This is a genomic window from Actinoplanes sp. NPDC048988, from assembly GCF_043197815.1.
Classification (GTDB): domain Bacteria; phylum Actinomycetota; class Actinomycetes; order Mycobacteriales; family Micromonosporaceae; genus Actinoplanes.
Genome location: NZ_JBICTW010000006.1, coordinates 447,298 through 465,547 on the forward strand (window position 1 = coordinate 447,298; position 18,250 = coordinate 465,547).

Annotated in this window: 13 protein-coding genes; 6 read left to right on the forward strand and 7 right to left on the reverse strand. The window is 72.5% G+C overall.

Translation table 11 applies throughout. The annotated features are described in order from the left end of the window. Positions 1-13: 13 nt before the first annotated feature. Entirely contained in the window at positions 14-805 is a 792-nt protein-coding gene (locus ACGFJ7_RS22670; RefSeq protein ID WP_360258738.1) for an SAM-dependent methyltransferase, read from the forward strand. Between the two features lie 691 nt (positions 806-1,496). Then, the gene (locus ACGFJ7_RS22675; protein WP_360258735.1) at positions 1,497-2,276 is read left to right on the forward strand and encodes an alpha/beta hydrolase; all 780 of its coding nucleotides are present in this window, start codon (positions 1,497-1,499) and stop codon (positions 2,274-2,276) included. 18 nt (positions 2,277-2,294) lie between these two features. Here ACGFJ7_RS22675 and ACGFJ7_RS22680 read toward each other — a convergent pair whose 3' ends face one another. Next, positions 2,295-3,935 (reverse strand): 2-isopropylmalate synthase, encoded by a 1,641-nt coding sequence (locus ACGFJ7_RS22680; RefSeq protein ID WP_392643590.1) that lies wholly within the window; start codon positions 3,933-3,935, stop codon positions 2,295-2,297. 41 nt (positions 3,936-3,976) lie between these two features. Between ACGFJ7_RS22680 and ACGFJ7_RS22685 the strand changes: the two genes are divergently transcribed. After that, a complete protein-coding gene (locus tag ACGFJ7_RS22685) occupies positions 3,977-4,660 on the forward strand; it encodes a FadR/GntR family transcriptional regulator (RefSeq protein ID WP_392643592.1) in 684 nt (227 codons plus the stop codon). A 28-nt stretch (positions 4,661-4,688) separates the two neighbouring features. Then, positions 4,689-6,080 carry a M20/M25/M40 family metallo-hydrolase gene (locus tag ACGFJ7_RS22690; RefSeq protein ID WP_392643594.1) on the forward strand — a complete coding sequence of 464 codons (1,392 nt, stop codon included), beginning with the start codon at positions 4,689-4,691 and terminating at the stop codon, positions 6,078-6,080. Positions 6,081-6,255: 175 nt separating this feature from the next. Here ACGFJ7_RS22690 and ACGFJ7_RS22695 read toward each other — a convergent pair whose 3' ends face one another. The 6 genes from ACGFJ7_RS22695 to ACGFJ7_RS22720 all read right to left on the reverse strand — a co-directional run bounded on the left by ACGFJ7_RS22695 (position 6,256) and on the right by ACGFJ7_RS22720 (position 17,368). Continuing rightward, positions 6,256-8,808, reverse strand: a complete 2,553-nt coding sequence (locus tag ACGFJ7_RS22695) for a hypothetical protein (RefSeq protein ID WP_392643595.1) — start codon at positions 8,806-8,808, stop codon at positions 6,256-6,258. Between the two features lie 223 nt (positions 8,809-9,031). Beyond that, positions 9,032-10,141, reverse strand: a complete 1,110-nt coding sequence (locus tag ACGFJ7_RS22700) for a VWA domain-containing protein (protein WP_392643597.1) — start codon at positions 10,139-10,141, stop codon at positions 9,032-9,034. Then, positions 10,138-12,438, reverse strand: coding sequence for a DUF5682 family protein (locus ACGFJ7_RS22705; protein ID WP_392643599.1), 2,301 nt, complete (start codon positions 12,436-12,438; stop codon positions 10,138-10,140). The genes ACGFJ7_RS22700 and ACGFJ7_RS22705 overlap by 4 nt, the downstream gene beginning before the upstream one ends. Positions 12,439-12,441: 3 nt before the next feature. Further along, a complete protein-coding gene (locus ACGFJ7_RS22710) occupies positions 12,442-13,557 on the reverse strand; it encodes an AAA family ATPase (RefSeq protein ID WP_360258715.1) in 1,116 nt (371 codons plus the stop codon). After that, a complete protein-coding gene (locus ACGFJ7_RS22715) occupies positions 13,554-16,889 on the reverse strand; it encodes a DUF4132 domain-containing protein (RefSeq protein ID WP_392643601.1) in 3,336 nt (1,111 codons plus the stop codon). The genes ACGFJ7_RS22710 and ACGFJ7_RS22715 overlap by 4 nt, the downstream gene beginning before the upstream one ends. 71 nt (positions 16,890-16,960) lie before the next feature. Further along, positions 16,961-17,368 carry a PLD nuclease N-terminal domain-containing protein gene (locus tag ACGFJ7_RS22720; protein ID WP_360258709.1) on the reverse strand — a complete coding sequence of 136 codons (408 nt, stop codon included), beginning with the start codon at positions 17,366-17,368 and terminating at the stop codon, positions 16,961-16,963. Positions 17,369-17,503: 135 nt separating this feature from the next. On the opposite strand from ACGFJ7_RS22720, the gene ACGFJ7_RS22725 reads away from it, so the two are divergent. Together ACGFJ7_RS22725 and ACGFJ7_RS22730 are read left to right on the forward strand one after the other, a co-directional pair. Continuing rightward, positions 17,504-17,851 (forward strand): hypothetical protein, encoded by a 348-nt coding sequence (locus tag ACGFJ7_RS22725; protein ID WP_360258706.1) that lies wholly within the window; start codon positions 17,504-17,506, stop codon positions 17,849-17,851. A 91-nt stretch (positions 17,852-17,942) separates the two neighbouring features. Continuing rightward, positions 17,943-18,236, forward strand: coding sequence for a glycosyltransferase (locus ACGFJ7_RS22730; protein WP_392643603.1), 294 nt, complete (start codon positions 17,943-17,945; stop codon positions 18,234-18,236). Positions 18,237-18,250: the final 14 nt, after the last annotated feature.

An 18,250-nucleotide genomic window follows, 5' to 3' on the forward strand; every position in this document is an offset into this window, starting at 1 on the left:
ATATCCTGGCCCGGTGACGGACGCCTTCGACACCGGCCGGCCCCACCCCGCGCGGGTGTACGACTTCCTCCTGGGCGGCAAGGACAACTTCGCCGCCGACCGCGCCGCCGCCGAGGAGGGTCTGAAAGCCAACCCCAACGCGGCCACAGCCCCCCGGCAGAACAGGGCGTTCCTCCAGCGCACGGTGCGTTTCCTGGCCGCCGAGGCCGGCGTACGCCAGTTCCTCGACATCGGCACCGGCCTGCCCACCGCGCCGAACGTGCACGAGGTGGCCCAGGAGGCCGACCCGTCCGCCCGCATCGTCTACGTCGACAACGACCCGATCGTCCTCAGCCACGCCCGCGCGCTCCTGACCAGCAACCCGTCCGGCCGTACGGCGTATGTCGGCGCCCGCCTCCAGGAGGCGGCGACCATCCTCGACGCCCCCGAGGTCCGCGACACCCTCGACCTGGACGAGCCGGTGGCGCTGCTGCTCTTCGCCATCCTGCACTTCATCGAGGACGACGAGAACCCGTACGACATCGTCGAGTCTTTGATGTCCCGCCTGCCGAGCGGCAGCTACCTGGTGCTCTCCCACATCACCGGCGACCACGACCCGGAGTCCTGGGCCCGCTTCACCGCCATCATGCGCGAACAGGGCATCCCGACCCGGCTGCGCTCCCAGCCCGAGGTGTCCCGCTTCTTCGCCGGCCTCGACCTGATCGACCCCGGCGTGGTCCCGATCCTGCGCTGGCGCCCCACCACCGCCACCGACCTCACCGACGCCCAGGTGGCCCTCTACGGCGGCGTCGCCCGCAAACCCTAGGCAAGGCCGCCGCCGGGCTCAGCTGTCAGCCGTCGCCGCGCGATCTCGGCGACGCCATCCGCCCGGCACTACGTGCCGACGGTCGCCTTCGACCACCTGGCGCAGGAGCGGTTCTCCGGGAGTCCCGGATGGCCGGCCAGCGCCGCGGCTCCGGGTTCCCGCCCCACGGGCCGTTGCGCAGAAGCTGCCCGACCAGCGCGACGACTCCCATCCGTGCCGCCTCGTCGTCCTCGTGATCCCACCGGCGCCGGACCGCCTCCCGTATCGCCTCGGGCCGGTCCGTGACCTGAGCCAGTGGGAAAGCGACATGCCGGCGAACTTCCCAGGCCGCCGATCAGCTCCAGAGTCGGCGCACGGACGGCGATCCGTTCGTCGAGAACCAAGGCGACCAGACAGGGCAACGCCCTCGGCGCGGCCGAGTAGATCGTCCCGCCTTGGTGATAGATCCGCACGCTGAGCGCGGACACCGCGGCGCGGCTTCCGGCCGGGTCGGCGATCGCGGCTGTCCGGCCGGGCACATCGCTCGCGGAGTCGTAGGCATGGTCCCGCGAGGCCCGGATCGGTGCGTCCGGTCCCAGCAAGAGGACTTCTTTTCGGCTAGGTCGGTCAAGTGACTTATGGCGGTGTGCGGCGCCCAGGTGAGTGTGAAGGGGTGACTACTTACCTGGCTGATCGGGCTGAGACCCGGTTTGTGGATGGCTTCGCGTATCGGCGGTTCGGGGAGGCGGGCGGCATTCCGCTCGTGTTGTGCATGCGGCTGCGCGGGACGATGGACCACTGGGATCCGGAGCTGCTGGACCGGCTGGCCGCGGAGCGGGAGGTCATCGTCTTCGACAACCGGGGAACCAACTTCTCCGAGGGTACGGCGCCGGACAGCATCGAAGGGCTGGCCGACGGGGCCATCGCGTTCATCCGGGCGCTCGGGCTCGACCAGGTCGACGTGCTCGGGTGGTCGATGGGCGGCATCGTCGCTCAGGGGATCGCGCTTCGGGCGCCGGGGCTGGTCCGCCGGCTGATCGTGGCCGGGAGCTCGGCCGGGGGTGTGCCCGATCTGCCGCCGCCGCCCGCGAAGGTCAACGAGACCCTGGCCCACCCGGAGAACCACGACGAGGACTTCCTCTACCTGTTCTTCCCGGAGACCGAGCGGGCCCGCGCGAAGGGTCTGGCCTCGCTGCGCCGGCTCGACCACCGGCTCAGCGAGTCGAAGGCGGCCGTGCAGCCCGAGACCTTTAGGGCCCAGCTCAAGGCCATCGGCACCTTCAAGGGCTTCTGGGACCGGCAGGGCGAGCTCACCCTGCCGGTCCTGGTGGCCAACGGCGCGCACGACGTGATGATCAATTCGTACGCCACCTACGCGATGTCACAGCGGCTGCCGGACGCGAAGGTCGTGCTCTACAGCGACGCCGGGCACGCCTTCCTGTTCCAGCACCCGGAGGACTTCGCGGACGAGGTCAGCCGGTTCCTGAGGTAGCGAAGGCCCGGATCGCCGTCACGGGCGCCGGTCCGCGTTCGGGGACGTGCGGTTGGCCGCCGCCCGGAGCGCGTGTTCCTCGCCGGGCCCGGCGCCCCACGCTCGGTGCCCGTCGACGGCGCATTCCGCGTACACCCAAGCTCCGTCCCGGTGAATGGCCGTCGCCTCGCCCGGCCGGACCGGGGATGTGGCGCCGGGGGAGACGTACGTGTCGTGGAAGAGCTGCCACAGCTCGGCCGGGCGCAGTTCGCGGCCCGTGTTGTCGGTGACACCCTGGACCGTGCGGGCGAAGTCCGGGCGCATCCCGGGCGGCAGGTCCAGGCCGTGGTGGATCCGCAGGATGTGCGCTATGCCGCCCTTTCCGGACTGTGAATTGATCCGGATGACCTCTTCGTAATCGCGGCCGAGGTCGCCCGGGTCGATCGGCAGGTAGGGAACCGCCCACGGCGCCTGACTCTCCGGCACCCCCAGCTCGGCCGCCTGTTTGGCGTGCCGGGCCAGGCCCTTGGCGATCGCGTCCTGGTGGGTGCCGGAGAAGGCGGTGTGGGTGAGGCTTCCCGCGTACGGGTGGCGCGGGTGCAGCGGCAGCCGGGTGCAGTGTTCGACGACCTCCACGACGGCGTCGATCTCCGAGAAGTCGATCATCGGGTCGACGCCCTGCGCGTACAGGTTGAGGGCCAGGGTGGCCAGGTCGACGTTCCCGGTGCGCTCGCCGTTGCCGAACACGCAGCCCTCGACGCGTTGCGCGCCGGCCAGCACCGCCAGCTCGGCGCAGGCCACGCCGGTGCCGCGGTCGTTGTGCGGGTGCACCGAGAGGATCACCGCGTCGCGCCGGGCGAGGTTCTTGTGCATGTATTCGATCTGGTCGGCGTACACGTTGGGGGTGGCGACCTCGACCGTCGCCGGCAGATTGAGCACCACCGGGTGGTCGGGGCTCGCGTCCCACAGGTCGGTGAGGGCGGCGCCGATCTCGAGGATGAAGTCGGGCTCGGTGAGGTTGAAGACCTCGGGCGAGAACTGGAAGCGGCGTCCGGGCGCGCGCCGGGCCAGGTGGGCGGCGGCGTCGAGGATCAAGGACTTGACTTCTTTGCGGGTACGCCCGAGCACGACGTCCCGCCACACCGGGGCGGTGGCCGTGTACAGATGGATCATCACCCGGTCCAGGCCGTCGACCGACTCGACAGTGCGGTCGATCAGCTCGGCGCGGGCCGGCGTGAAGACGACCACCGTGACCTCCTCGGGCAGTTCGGCCGCGGCCAGATGGCGTACGAAATCGAAATCGGTCTTGCTGGCCGACGGGTAACCGATCTCGATCTCCTTGTAGCCCATGGCCACGAGCTGGTCGAAGAAGCGGCGCTTGCGGCCGGTGTCCATGGGTTCGGCCAGGGCCTGGTTGCCGTCGCGCAGGTCCACCGGCACCCAGAGCGGGGCCTCGGTGATCCGGTTGGTGGGCCAGTCGCGCTCGGTCAGCGGCAGGGCGACGCGGTCGTGGACGGGACGGTAGCGGTGGAAGGGCATGCCGCTGGGGCGTTGCGGGTTCATCGTGATCTCCAGGGTCGGTCGGGTCCGATCGACCGGCGCGCGGGCCACCCGCTGCGGGGTGCCGGCCGTGTCAGGCCCCGCAGCGGCGACCAAGGAGAAGAAGCGCCATGCGCCCACGATAGAACTTGTCAGGTTGTATGACAAGTTAGTCTGGTGCGATGGATCCGGTCAGCCCGTCACCGCTCGTCGCCCAGGTCGCCGAGCGGGTACGCGACCGGATCAGCTCCGGTGAGTGGGGCGTCGGCACCAAGCTGCCCGGCGAGCACAAACTGGCGCCCCTGCTCGGCGTCAGCCGCCCCACCCTGCGCGAGGCCATGCGCATCCTGGCCGGCGCCGGCCTCGTCGAGTCCCGCCAGGGCGCCGGCGTCTTCGTGGTCGCCGCCGAGCCGAAGGTCAACTGGGCGGTCCAGCTGCGACGGGCCGAGCTTTCCGAGGTGTACGAGGTCCGCGTGGCCCTGGAGGTGGAGGCGGCCCGCCTGGCCGCGGCCCGCCGGACCGACGACGACCTGACCGCCATCGACGCCGCCATGCGGCGCCGGGTCGAGGCCGCCGGCGAGGACGACGCCGCGTTCGTCGACGCCGACATCGCGCTGCACGCCGCCATCGTCGCCGCCGCCCACAACCCGATCCTGCTCAACCTGTTCACCGAGTTCCTGCCGGTCCTGCGGGACGGCCTGATCGACCTCGTCCGGCTGCTGGACCTGCGCGCGCAGCTGCCCAACCCGGGCGAGGACAGTCACGCCGCCCTGGTCGCGGCGGTCGGCGCCCAGGACCCGGAGGCGGCCGAGCGGACCCTGCGCCGGGAGCTGAGGAACACGCTGGCCCTGTTACGGCGGGACTGAACCGAAGATCCGTGGGTAGTCGGCGGCCATGCCCGACTACCTGACCGCGCACCGCGCGGATCTGATCCGTGAGCTCACCGAATGGCTGCGGGTGCCGTCCGTGGCCGGTGTGCCGGAGCACGAGATCGACGTGCTGCGCTCGGCCAACTGGCTGGCCGGAACGCTGCGCCGGACCGGCTTCCCCACGGTGGAGGTGTGGGACGCCGACGGTTCGCCGGCCGTGTACGCGGAGTGGTGCGCGGCCCCGGGCGCCCCGACGGTGCTGGTCTACAGCCATCACGACGTGCGGGCGGCCAAGGACGAGGAGTGGAAGGAGACGGCGCCGTTCGAGCCGATCGAGCGGGACGGCTACGTCTACGGCCGGGGCAGCTCCGACGCCAAGGGCCAGGTGATGGCGCACGTCTGGGGCCTGCGCGCCCACGTGGACGAGGCCGGCGCGCCCGCCGTGAACATCAAGCTGCTGGTCGAGGGCGAGGAGGAGACGGGCTCGGCCGGCTTCTCCGGCCTGCTGGAGAGCAACCGGGAACGGCTCGCCGCCGACCTGGTCGTCTTCTCGGACACGCTGCTCTGGCATCGCGACCATCCCGCGGTGTGCACGAGCATGCGGGGCATGATTCTGGCCCAGTTGGAGGTACGCGGCCCGCTGCGCGACATGCACAGCGGCGCGGTGTCCGGCCCCGCGCCGAACCCGCTGATCGAGCTCAGCCGCCTGATCGGTTCCCTGCACGACGAGAAGGGCGTGATCACCCTGCCCGGCTTCTACGACGACGTGGCCGAGCCGACCGCTCGCCGCCGGGCCGAACTGGCGGCGCTGCCGTACTCCGACGAGGACTGGCTGGAGCGCTCGGCCACCCGCAGCATCGGCGGCGAACACGGCTGGACGGTCCTCGAACGCCTGTGGCTGCGCCCTCAGGCCGAGGTGATCAGCCTGATCGGCGGCGACCCGATTGGCCCGTCCCGCGGCGCCGTCCCGTCCCAGGCCGAGGCCACCCTGAGCATCCGCATCGTCCCCGACCAGACCCCCGAGGCGGTCGCCGACCAGTTGCACCGCTGGGCCGCCGAGACACTGAGCGACCGGGTCGACTACGAGATCACGGTCTCCGCCGAGACCGGCCAGAAGCCGTACGCGACCCCACCCGACCACCCCGCGGTGGCCGCCCTGGCCGCCGCGATGGAGGACGGCTTCGACACCCCCGCCGGCCGCATGGGCAACGCCGGCGGCGGCCCCGCCGAGTTGCTGGCCCGCATGCTGGAGGCCCCGGTCGTCTACTTCGGCACCGGCCTCCCCGAGGACCGCTGGCACGACAGCGACGAACGAACCGCCATCGACGTCCTCCTAGCCGGCGCCGCCACACTGGCTTCCTTCTGGCCCCGCCTGGCCAAACTCCCACCCGCCGCCCTGGCCCACCCCGCCCGCTGACCCACCGCGCCCCGACGCCCTTCACCGTGCTCCCGCCCGCCGTGTCTCGGCCGCTTTGCCGGCGTCTGGGCATCGCGCTCCTGGCCGCCTGGCGTGTGTCGGCGGCTTTGCCGGCGTCTGGGCATCGCGCTCCCGCCGGCCCGGCGCGTCTCGGCGGCCCAGCCCGGGCCGGCGTTTACGGCAGCAGTTCAGCGCATAGGCCCACCCGCAGATAGGCGTCGGCCCACACCTCGAAGGCCTCGTCGCCCGGATCCGGCCCCAACCGGGCGACGAGCGCGGAGACCGCCGCACCCGCCTGGCGCAGTCCCACCGTCTCCAGGCGTTCGGCGGCGCCGCGCAGCCGCCCGCCCATGGACGACGGTAGATGCAGCAGCCCGCGGTGCGCCACCTCGGCCAGCAGTTCCAGCGCGTCCACCACGGCCCGCCCGAGCGGATCCGTCACCTCGCCCAGCCGGTCCCGGGGATCGCCGACCCCACCGCCCTCCGCCAGATCCGGCACGACAACCCCGTCACCGGAGGCGAACCCGATCGGGTCGATCACGACGGTGCCCCCGCTGCGCCGAACGCTGCCCGCCACGAACCGCGCGCCGCCCTCCAGCGCCGCCACCACCGCGTCGAGCCGCCCCGGCGCGCACGCCGCGTGCACCGCGCTCACCCGGGCGGTCACCCCGTTCCCGTCCGCGATCTCGGCGTCGACGCGTTGCGCCCCCGGCGCGTACGTCACCGACCGCACCTCCGCGATCGGCACGACCCGCACCAGTTCGGCCTCCACCCGAGCCCGGATCGGCCGCGGCGGCAGGGCGTCGAGTTCCACGGCCAGCCCGGCCAGATCCGGGACGAGCAGACTCCCCGGCAGATGCTGCCACGTGTCCCGGGTGGTCATCGCTTCCGTCCGGCTCAGCCGCCGCGTCCCCAGCCGCACCGCCCGGCTCGCACTCCGCGCCGCCGACTCGGTGATCACCGCCCCGCCGGCCAGCGCCCCCAGCGTCACCCCGGCCACCCGCCGCCGCCCCAGTTCCGGCCCACTCTCGTCGGTCACGTACCGCCGCCGCAGCACGAGCACCGCCGAACTGTCCGCATGGGCCAGAAACACGTCGACCGTACGTTCGTCCCCCACCGCCGACACCCGCGCCCCGAGCCCGTCCAGCCGCGCCCGCCGCAGCGGCGTCTCCGACGCCTCATCGGTCCCCAGCACCCGCGACGCCAGCGAAGCCCCACCCCGCGTCACACTGCGATACCGGGCCACCAGCTCAGCCACATGATCGGCCAACGCCTCGGGCCGATAACGAGCACTGCGTTCCCGGTACGCCGTCAACTGCTCCGCAAGGTCGTCGACGGCCCCCAGAGGCCACCGCATCCGAGCCGCTTCCAGCCCCGCCCGCACCGCCGCGATCTCCCCGCCCATCCCGGCCCCGAGATGAACGGCCCCTTCCCGCACCACCGTCCCGGCCAGCGCGACCGCCCGCTCAAGCCCTTCCACGCCCGTCTGACCGGCCGGCGCCCCACCCACCTGCACCTGAACGTCAGCCTCACCGGCACCCTGCTCGTCGGCGGCCCGAAACGCCCACACCGCCAGCGCCAGCACGTCATCCCGGCTCCCGGCCACGGCATCGCTGCGAGCAAACCCCAGATCATGCGGTACGAGAAACCGCACCGTCGCCGTGGGAAGCTCCACAGTAGGAACCGGGTCCGACACCCGCCCCCGATGAACCCGAGCCACATACCCCGCCCGCAGGATCCGCCGGGCCGCCGCCATCATCCGGGCCCCGACCCGAGCCGTCAGCTGCTCATCCGTGAACGCCCCAGGCGACCACCCACCCGCCCCTGCCTCCCCACTGCCAGCACCCATGCGGCCCGGCCGGCCGCCAGCGACGCCGCCCCGAGCCGTCGCAGTCGCCGCACCACCCGCCACCGCCCAAGAACCAAGACCGCCGCTCCCAGCGGCCGGATCCAGCGCCTCTCCACTCGAATGACCCGCCGAGGCGCCGTCACGGTCGCCCCCGCCCGAGTTGCCCACACCGCCGTCCCGGCCCGCGTTGCCCATGCCGCTGCCTCCGGCCGCGCCGGCTTTGTCGCCGTCTCCGACCGCGCCGGCTTTGTCGCCGTGTCCGACCGCGCCGGCTTTGTCGCTGTCTCCGACCGCGTTGCCCGTGCCGCTGTCTCCGGCCGCGCCGGCTTTGTCGCCGTCTCCGACCGCGCTGCCCTTGCCGCCGTGCCCGACCGCGCGGCCTTTACCGCTGTCCCCGCCCGTGTCGGCTTTACCGCTGTCCCCGCCCGTGTCGGCTTTACCGCCGTCCCCGCCCGTGTCGGCTTTGCTGCCGTTCGGGTTCGCGTTGGGGCCGCTGTCGGTTCCGGCCGCGTCGGCGTTGCTGTCGGTTCCGGTCGTTCGCGCGTCGCCGCCCGGTGCCTTAGTCGTCGGCGCCTCACCCGGAGCGGCTCCGGAGCCGTCGGCCGGCGGCCCTTCCGACCAAGGCGTATAGGCCAGGACGAGCCCGATCACGTGCCGGCAGATGCCGGTGGCGCCACAACTACAGGTGCCCGCTTCGAGGCCACCGGGCGGCAGATCAGTGACGGTCCCGTCCGGGAAAACCGCGTGTACCGTGCCGTCGGTGTCCTCGGAGAGCTTGGGAGTGTCGCGTTCCAGCTCGCGCGCGGCCCGCTTGACCAGGCCCCGATTGGTCAGCTCGGCCAGCGTCGCCGCCGTGAGCGCCCGCAGATCGGCCCTCATGACACCCTTCCCTCGACAGCAGGCCGCATGCTCGTCCCAGCACCGAGCCGCGCGCCCGTCCCAGCACCGAGCCGCGCGCCCGTCCCAGCACCGAGCCGCGCGCTGGTCGTAAGGCGGAGCGGCACGTTAGTCATAGCACCGAGCCGCGCACTCGTTCCAGCACCGAGCCGCGCGTTCGTTTCCGGATCGAGCTGTGCGCTTGTCGCGGCGAAGAGTCGTGTGCTCATCGGGTCACCTGCTCGGCGATGAACTGGGCCAGTTGGCCGGGGGTCATCGCGCCGACCGGGGCGCCGACGTTGGCCAGCCTCTGGGCGGTCGACCGGTCGTACGCCGGGTTGGCCTGGCTGTCCAGCGCGGCCAGGCCGAGCACCTTCGTGCCCTGCTCGACCAGGTCGCGGACCGCGCGGACCAGCGTCTGCTCGGAGCCGCCCTCGTAGAAGTCGCTGATCAGCGCCACGATGGCCCGCCGCGGCTGTTCGATGAGGCTCGCGCCGTACAGGACCGCCTTGGCGATGTTGGTGCCGCCGCCGAGCTGGACCTTCATGAGCAGTTCGACCGGGTCGTCCACGTCGCTGGTCAGGTCGACCACCTCGGTGTCGAAGGCGACCAGGTGTGTCCGCACGCCGGGCAGGCCCCACAGGCACGCCGCCGTCACCGCCGAGTGGATGACGGAATCGGTCATCGAGCCCGACTGGTCGACGAGCAGGATCACCTGCCACTGGTCGACCTGCTTGCGCGTACGGGAAAAGAAGTGTGGTGTTTCCATGTAAAGCCGCCGCTCGTCGGGCCGGTAGTGGCCCAGGTTGGCGCGCAGCGTCCGGGTGACGTCGAAGTCGCGGGCCTGCTTCCAGCGGCTCGGCTTGCGGGCCCGCGTGCCGGTGAACGCCGCCCGCACCTCCGTCGCCATCGTCGCCATGAGGTCGCGGACGACGGCTTCGACGATCCGCCGGGCCAGCCGCAGCACCTCGGGGTTCATCAAATGCTTGGTTTGCAGTACGGCCCGGAGCAGCCCCGGGTTCGGCTCGATCGTCCGCAGCACCTCGGGGTCGGTGACCACGTCGGTGATCTCGTAGAGTTCCACCGCGTCCCGCTGCAGCCGCTCGACCGTCTCCTGGGGGAACAGCCGCGTGATGTCGCCGAGCCAGTCCACGGTGGTCAGCGCCGGCGCGCCGTCCCCGCCGGTGCGCACGTCCCGCTTGGCGTGCTCGTCGTCCCGCCCGTAGAGCCATCGCAGCGCGGCGTCCCGCCGGACCGCGTCGGGTCCGAGATCACCCAGGGCGGCCGCCGGGTCGCCCAGCACGAGCCGCCAGCGCTCGAGATCAGAATCGGTCACGGCACGTCTCCGATGATCAGGGCCTCACGCCGCAGGACGGTGTCGACGCGGCTGTCCAGCACCATTCCGGCCGCTACGACGGAAGGGCCGGGCCCGGCCGTACGAAGGAGCGCGCGCCCCGAGCCGGCCAGGCCTCGCCGGGCGAGGATCTGGCCGGCGATGGTCTCGCGTTCGCGGGGCGGGAAGTACTCGAAGGCCTGGCGCAGGGCCGGCAGCGAGACGAGGAAGTCGTCCGGGGACATGCCGGACAGCAACTCGTCGAGCAGGCCGATCACGTCGGGGGAGTGCAGAACCTCCTCCCGGGCGACCGCGAACAGGCCGGCCAGCCAGTCGCCGGCCGACCGGGGCACGAAGGCTCCGCGGACTCCGCGCAGGGACTCGACGGTGTACGGGTCGTCGTGCAGGGCCCAGCGGAGACCGAACGCGGCGCCGCGCAGGTCGGGTGGGGCCTCCCGGTCGGTGCAGACGCGGGCGGCGACCTCGATCGCGGCGTCCCGGTCGAGGCCGAGCGCCCGGCCGGCGTGCCGCAGCCCGTCGCGGCAGGCGGCCAGCGCGCCGATGCGTCCCGGGTCGGCCGGGGCGTCACCGCCGCGGACGCCCTCGGCCAGCCACAGCACCCGGCGGACGGCGGCGGCGATGACGGTGCCCAGGGTGGCGCCGCGGGCGGTCCCGAACAGCCCGTCGTGCCGCCACATGGTCAGCACCACGGCCAGCATCCGCCCGAGCGGTCCCAGGTCGGGCGCGGCGCCGACGGCCGCCTCGATGTCGGCGAGGGTGCGCGCGGAGACGTCGGCCGTGCCGGACAACGCGGCGTCGAACAGGACGAGGGCGAGCGCGTCGACGTCCCGCCCGGCCTGGGCGGCACGCTCGGCGAGCACGGCCGCGCAGGCGTCGGCGAGCGTCGCCCCGTACGCCCCGGCCTCGATCACCGCGGTCAGCCGTCCGGGTCCGGGGCGCAGCGTCCAGCGTTCCCGCAGAACCGGGTCGAGGCCCGTGGTGGGGCCGCTGTCCCGCTCGAACCCGGGCACACCGAGCAGGCGCACCCGGTGCAGCAGGCGGCTGCGTTCCCGGCCGGTCGCGAGCGTGAGGTCGAGCTCCACCTCGGCCGCCCCGTCGAGCCCGGCGCGTTCCAGCTCCGCGTCGAGGTCGTGCACGAGCGGCGGCGCCGGCGTCTCCGGGTGCAGCCGGCCGACGCGGGTACCACTGAGCGCGGCCACCATCTCGACCACGACCGGATGGCTGCCGGCTTCCAGCGTGCCCCGCCGCGCCCACGGCAGCGGCACGTCGAGCGCCTCTTTGACCAGCGCCGACGCGAGCCCGTCGAGCACGTCGGTACGCCCGGGCCGATGATGCCCGCGCACGGTGGCCAGCCCTTCCGCCGTGGCCCGGGCCGCGATGAGATCCGCCGTGGACACGGGCTGCCGCTTCCGGCGAAGCCGCTCCGCCACCGCCTCGACGAGATGCCGGGCGGCCCCGTCCGGACCCGACTCCCACAGCTCCTGGTAGTACCCGGGCGACGGCATCCCCGACTGATACCCGTCGAACGAGTCCAACCGCCGAAACGAGTACGGCACGAGAAAGCTCCCGCCGACCGCCCCGTCCGGCATTTCGGGAATGTGCGGCCAAGAGGCGCCGGAACGGGGCCGGGCCGCCTCGGAAGCGGCGAGGGCTCGAACCAGCGCCGGCCGGTGGAAGCCGCCGGTGACGACCACTACATGCCGGTCGCCGGCGGCGGCCGCGGCGGCTGCCACCCAGGAGGCCATGTAGGACTCGCGGGCGGTGTCGGAGTCGCCGGCCGCGGACTCACCCCGTACCAGATCGAAGTAGGTCTCCAGCCTCTCGGCCAGGCCCTCGGTGGGCGCGATCTCGAACAGGTGGTCCCACAGCGCGTCCACGTTGTCGACCTCGAAGGCGCGGCACAGGCGCTCCATCACGTCGGCGTAGCGGAGCTCCGCGTCCGCGTAGCGGTTGCTGCGGCCCTCGAACGCCGGATGCCACGCCGGCAGGTCGATGAAGCGCAGCGCCGCGCCGGCCGCACGCCCGTGGGTCAGCGCGGCCCACTCCGGTGAGTACTCGCAGAACGGCGCCCACGAGGCGTGCCGCCGGGTGTCGTCGCGGTAGCTGCTGAACACCGCGACCGGCAGCTGGTGACCGAGCAGCAGCTCGCCGATCCGGCCGTTGACGTCGGCCGGGCCCTCGATGAGCACGTACGCCGGCCGCAGGCGGCCGATCGTGTCGGCCACCAGCCGCGCGCAGGCGGGGCTGTGGTGGCGGACCCCGATGAACGTGACCGGCATGGCTCAGCCCGGCAGCAGGTGGCGGGCCTGGTGCAGCGCCTGCCACTGGTTGCCGTCCCGCCAGGTGATCTGCTGGGCCAGGTAGCGGCGCAGCTTGGCGAGATCTTCCGCGTTGTCCTTGGCCGCCGTGCCGGCCAGGCAGGCGACGATGTCCTCGGCGTTGCCGGGCTCGCCGCGCAGGAACCAGCCCCGCAACCCGACCGCGTGCGCCACCGACACCGCCTCGGCCGTGCTCATCACCGCCGACAGCCGGTCCATCGAGTCACCCCGGGCCGTCTCGCCCGTACGCAGCTCGCGGAACGTCGTCACCAGCACCTCGAGCACGTCCCGGCGGGGCTCCGCCGTCACTCCGGAGCGGGCCAGCAGCCGGGCCGCCTCGTCGGCCACCAGGGTCAGCTCGGTCGCGAAGTCGGCGATCGGGAAGACCGTCTCGAAGTTGAAGCGCCGCTTCAGGGCCGAGCTCATGTCGTTGACGCCCCGGTCGCGGGTGTTGGCGGTCGCGATGATGTTGAAGCCGTCGCGGGCGAACACCATCGATTCCGGCCCGGTCAGCTCGGGAATGGCCAGCACCCGGTCCGACAGCGGCGAGAGCAGGCAGTCCTGCACCTCCAGCGGGCAGCGGGTGATCTCCTCGAACCGGACCGTGCGCCCCTCGGCCATGCCGCGCAGCAGTGGCGCCGGCACCAGCGAGCGGGTGGACGGCCCCTCGGCGACCAGCAGCGCGTAGTTCCACGAGTAGCGGATCTGGTCTTCCGTCGTGGCCGCGCCGCCCTGGATGGTCAGCGTCGAGTCGCCGCTGACCGCCGCCGCGATCAGCTCGGACAGCAGCGACTTGGCCGTGCCCGGCTCGCCCACCAGCATCAGCCCGCGGCTGGTGGCCAGCGTGATCAGCGCCCGGTCGATCAGCGACGGGTCGCCGACGAACTTGCGGCTCACCTTCAGCGCCGGGTCGCCCACGACGAACCGGCGGGCCGCCTGCACGCTCAGCACCCAGCCCGGCGGCCGGGCCGCGCTGTCGGCCGCGCGCAGCCGGGCCAGCTCGGCGGCGAAGCGCACCTCGGCCGGCGGCCGCTGCACGCTGTCGGCGGGGTCGGTCACCTCGATCTCGGTGAGGCTCACGCGGTCACCTCCGTGAGGTCGCGGATGATCTCGGACGCGACCACCGGGTCGAGCTCGCCCAGGGCCAGCTGGCCGCGCGGGTCGCTGTGCCAGCGACTGCCGGTGCCGTTGTGCAGCATCACCATCGTGATCTTCTGATCGCCGAACTCGCCCACGTACCCGACCGCGATGCCGGGCTCGATCTCGACGGCCACCTCGACGCCGGCCGCGACGGCCAGCTCGAAGCGGCTCTGCATGCCCGCGTCCTGCGGCGTCTCCCGCCGCCAGCCGCGCCGTTCCAGCCCGAGCAGCTTGGTGGTGGGCACGGTGACCTGCTCGAAGCGGGTGAGCCGGCTGGTATTGGCCTCCTCGCCGCTGAGCGCGAACGTCGAGCGGCTCAGCTGCGGGAACGGCTGCAGGATCTCGTAGTCGGCGAAGAGCTCCGACCAGGCGGCCAGGTCGCCGCCGAGATGCAACGGGTGGGCCACGCCCACGGTGGCGTCCTCGGGCAGGGTCGTCTCCTCATCCGCCACGGTGGAGAGCGTCCGGTCCTCGGCCACCCGGATCGCGCCGGCCGGCGTGCCGTCGGAATGCCACACCGCCCACACGAGCCGCCGCACGATGTGCCACAGCAGCGGATGGCCGACGAACAGCTGCTGGAACTCCCCGGCGCTCCACCGGCGGCCGGAAACCATCGCCTGCTCCAGGCGCCGGACCTGGTCGGTGGCGACGGTCCGCACGTCCTTTTTCAAAGCGGAGAATTGCTTGTACGCCTGTGGCGCCAGCTCCGCGTCGTCGCGCACCCCCGGCTTGGGCAGCGCCTTGAGCCGCTTGCCGGCCGCGTCGGCCACGTACGGCCGCAACTGCTCGTCGAAGCCGACCGTGAACTCCCGGCCGCCGTAGTCGAGCCGCAGGCTGCCCGCCGCGTCGAGCCCGAAGTCGGGCACCAGCCGGTCGGCGAGCTGCTCGGCGCTCAGCCCGAGCGCGGCCGCGACCTCGGCCATCTTCTCGTTCGCGGTGTTCTTCAGCCCTTTGAACTTGGCCCGCTGGGCGATGCCGTGCAGCCGCATGAGTGCCACGTCGCTGCCGATCGCGGCCAGGATGTTCACCCCGGTGACCGCCTTGGCGTGCCCGCCGTCGCCCGGCCAGGCCAGGATCAGCGGGCTCAGCCGCCGGACCGTCTCGTCGTCGCCGATCAGCCCGAGCGCCGACAGCGCCCAGTTCTCCTTCGCGTTGGCGCCGGCCGCCTGCCAGCGCTGGAACAGCCCCCACCCGAACTCGGCCAGGCTCGACGGCTCGCAGGCCTCGAGGACCGGGGCCAGGCCGGCGTACGGGTCGTCGAGCCGCGAGATGGCGAGGATGCTCACCAGGTTCGTCACGGCGCCGGGCGGCAGCGCCCCCGAGCCGTCACGCAGCCGCACCGGCGGCAGCAGGCCCGGCACGGCCCACGACGGCACCGGCGGCATCTTGGCCGGCAGCACGCTCAGCGGGTCGGTGGCGAGGAGCGTGCCGATCGCGGCGACGGCCTCCGTCCCGTACGACCCCGCGGCGGTCCGCACAGCGTCGCCGTGACCGTTGAGGTGCAGCGCGAGCAGAGCCTGCTCGGCCTCGCGCCGGGCCGGCCCGGGTTTCTGCAAGGCGGCCGGCACGAGGGCGCGCGCGGCGGCGGAAGGATGACGCAGGAGCCACTGCACCGCCTGCTGCCGGGTGGCCTTGAGCCGGGCCAGCCAGCCCGCCATCAGCACGGCGACCTCGGGCGAGGTGAAGGGCGCCAGCAGCGGCGCGTACTCACCGGGGGACTGCCGGGCCAGCGAGACGATCACCGGCAGCAGGGCGGCCTCGAACCGGTCGGCGGCCACCCGCAGCCACGAGCCGGCGTCGTACGCGTACGTGGGCCGCCAACGGTGCAGCACCCGGCGGGCTACCTCGTCGGGACCGTCGGTGAGAAGCCGGACCGGATCGTTCCACTGGGCCGTACCCGAGGCCATCCGGTGGGCGAGCTCCTCCCAGCCCTCCGCCGGCTTGTCGTAGTGGCGGATCGGGGTGGCCCGCCACGCGTCGCGCTCGCCCGGCAGCCACTCCGTCGCGGGCGTGTCGTCGCAGCTGAGCCCGGCGATGACTACGGGCTTGGCCGCCTTGACCCGGTGGTTCCACGGCGGATCGGCCAGAACCGGCGGCACCGCCTCGATCGGCGCCGTGACCAGCGACGCGGCCTCGGCCGTGATCGCCTCGACCCGGGCCGCGGCCGCCGCGCTCAGCTCCGGCCGCACCTCCGCGACCAGATCGGGGTGGTTGAGCAGGTGGGCCCGGAGCAGGTCGTCGTGCCGGCCCGACTCGGCGAGCAGGCGCAGCCCGCGGCGCGGGTAACGCCCGGCCGCCTCGAGCAGGTAGGGAGTCACGTGCTTGCGGCCGGCCCGCTCGATCAGGCCGCGCATCACGTCGTCGCCGGGCAACACGGCCAGCACACTCAAGATGCGGCGGATCGATTCGGCGTCACCGGCGTCCTGGTCGAACCACCCGAACAACGTCGGCGCGACGGCCGCGCCCACCCCGTCGGCGATGGTGGCCAGCATCGCGATCGAGCCCCAGAGCGTCCAGCCGCCGGTCAGCGGGGCCAGCTCGCCGAACTGCCGCCCGTCGCCGGCCGCGGCGGCCAGCAGATTCGCCAGATACATGTCCTGGGTGGCGACCGTGCCGGCGATGGCCTGATCGACCCACGCGGTCTCGGTGGGCACGAGCGTGGCGGCGGCGGCCCGGGCGTAAAGGTGGCCGTGCTGGTGGCCGGCCAGGGCGGCGACAGCTTCCTGGTACACCTCGTCGGTCGTCGTGGCCAGCGCCGACCGTACCCGCAAGAGGGTCTGCATCGGAATGTCGGCCCGCCAGCTGTGCCGCTGATTTCCCGGGAGCATGTGCCGCACACCGTAACGCTGGGCGACGCCGGGCAGGGCCGGTCCCGGACTGTGCATCGTCTCGAGCGACATGAACTCGACGGCCGCGAGGGCGGCGAAGACCGGCCCCCGCTCGGCCAGCCAGACGTCGGCGAACGCGGTCAGCTTGTCACCGGCCTGCCAGTTGCCGAGCACGACGGCCAGCGCCACCGCGGCGGCACCGGCCGGCGACACGTCGGGCTTGCCGTCGAGCCAGGCCAGCCCGTTCGCCCGCAGATCACCCGGCGTCGCCGGAGCCTCGAGGACCGGCAGCACCACCTCGGACCGCCGGGCGAGCTCCGCATCGACGAACGCGCGCGCCTTCTTGTCGGGCGTGAACGTCGCCGGCCCGGAGCCGCCCCGGCGGGCGAAGCGGTGCCTGAGCCAACCGGCGGGGAAGTCGAAGGTGTCCTCGGAAGTCTGCATGCGCCAACCTTTTGTTCCGGCCCATCACGAACTTGGTGCCGGGAAGGCTAGCGGTGGGGTCCGACAAAAACTCAGGCGGCGCTCTTGGCCAGGGCGGACGCCTTCAAACGGTCGTACTCGTCGGCCGTGATCGCGCCCGAGTCGAGCAGCCCCTTGGCCGAGGAGATCTCGTCGGCCACGCTGCGCGCCCCGCCGTTGGAGCCGGCGACCGACCTGATGTACGCGTCCTGCTGCTGCCGCAGAGCCTGCTGGCTGGCGGCGGTCCGCTCGGCCATGCCGCCACCTCGGGCGATGAGGTAGACCAGCGTCCCGACCAGCGGAAGGATGATGATGAACAGGGTCCAGAGAGTCTTGGCCCATCCGCCCAGGTCCTTGCTGCGGAACAGGTCGCCGAAGATCCAGAACAGGCACATGAACCAGGCGATGAACAGAAAGAACTCGAATGTCGCCAGGAGGAAGGAACCGTTGTCGTCGAACATCGGGGCGCCCTTCGCCAGGGGTGAGGAGATGTGGCCCTCAGTGCACGCCCTCCACGGCCCCCGGTCCTCCTCCGCCAGGGATTAAATCCGCCCCGGGTGTGGCTGGTGGGGTGGGGTTTGGCAAGCTCATAGCCCGTGGAAGCACTTCGGCTCATCCTGCTGTTCATTCACCTGGTCGGGTTCGCGCTGCTGCTCGGTGGGGCGGTCGCGCAATTCGTGTCGGGGAAGTTCCGGATCAACCCGGCGATCCTGTGGGGGTCGATCATCCAGCTGGTCAGCGGGATCGGGCTGGCGGCGCCGCTGCGTGGGGGTGGTGACGACGAGCCGAGCCCGGTGAAGCTGGGTGTGAAGCTGGTCATCGCGATCCTGATCTTCATCATGGTCTTCATCCCGCGTAAGCGTGAGGCCGTCAACAAGGGGCACTTCATCGGCATCATCACGCTGACCCTGGCCAACGCCGCGGTGGCGGTTTTCTGGCGCTGACTTCACTCGCGAAACATTCGGCGCACGTTCGAAAGGGAACGTGCGCCGAATTCTCGTGGGATTCATCGGATCGCGTTCTACGTTCGGCCTCATGACCGCGAGCATCGTCATCCCGACCCATACCGAACGGCGCTGGGATTCGCTCCGGCGTACGGTCGACTCCGCCCTGGCCCAGGCGATGCGGCCGGCCGAGGTCATCGTGGTGGTCGATCACCACGCGGCGCGCCGGACCCTGCCGCGCGCCGTCGCCCGTGATCTGGTCGCCGCCACCATGGGCCACGGCGGCTATCACGCGCTGCGCGCCGTCACCGTCGTCGCCGCGGTCGTCGCGGCCGGTTTCGGCGGGGGAGTGGAGACATTGGCGCAGACGCCATCAAGAGGTTGATCACGCTTAACCCC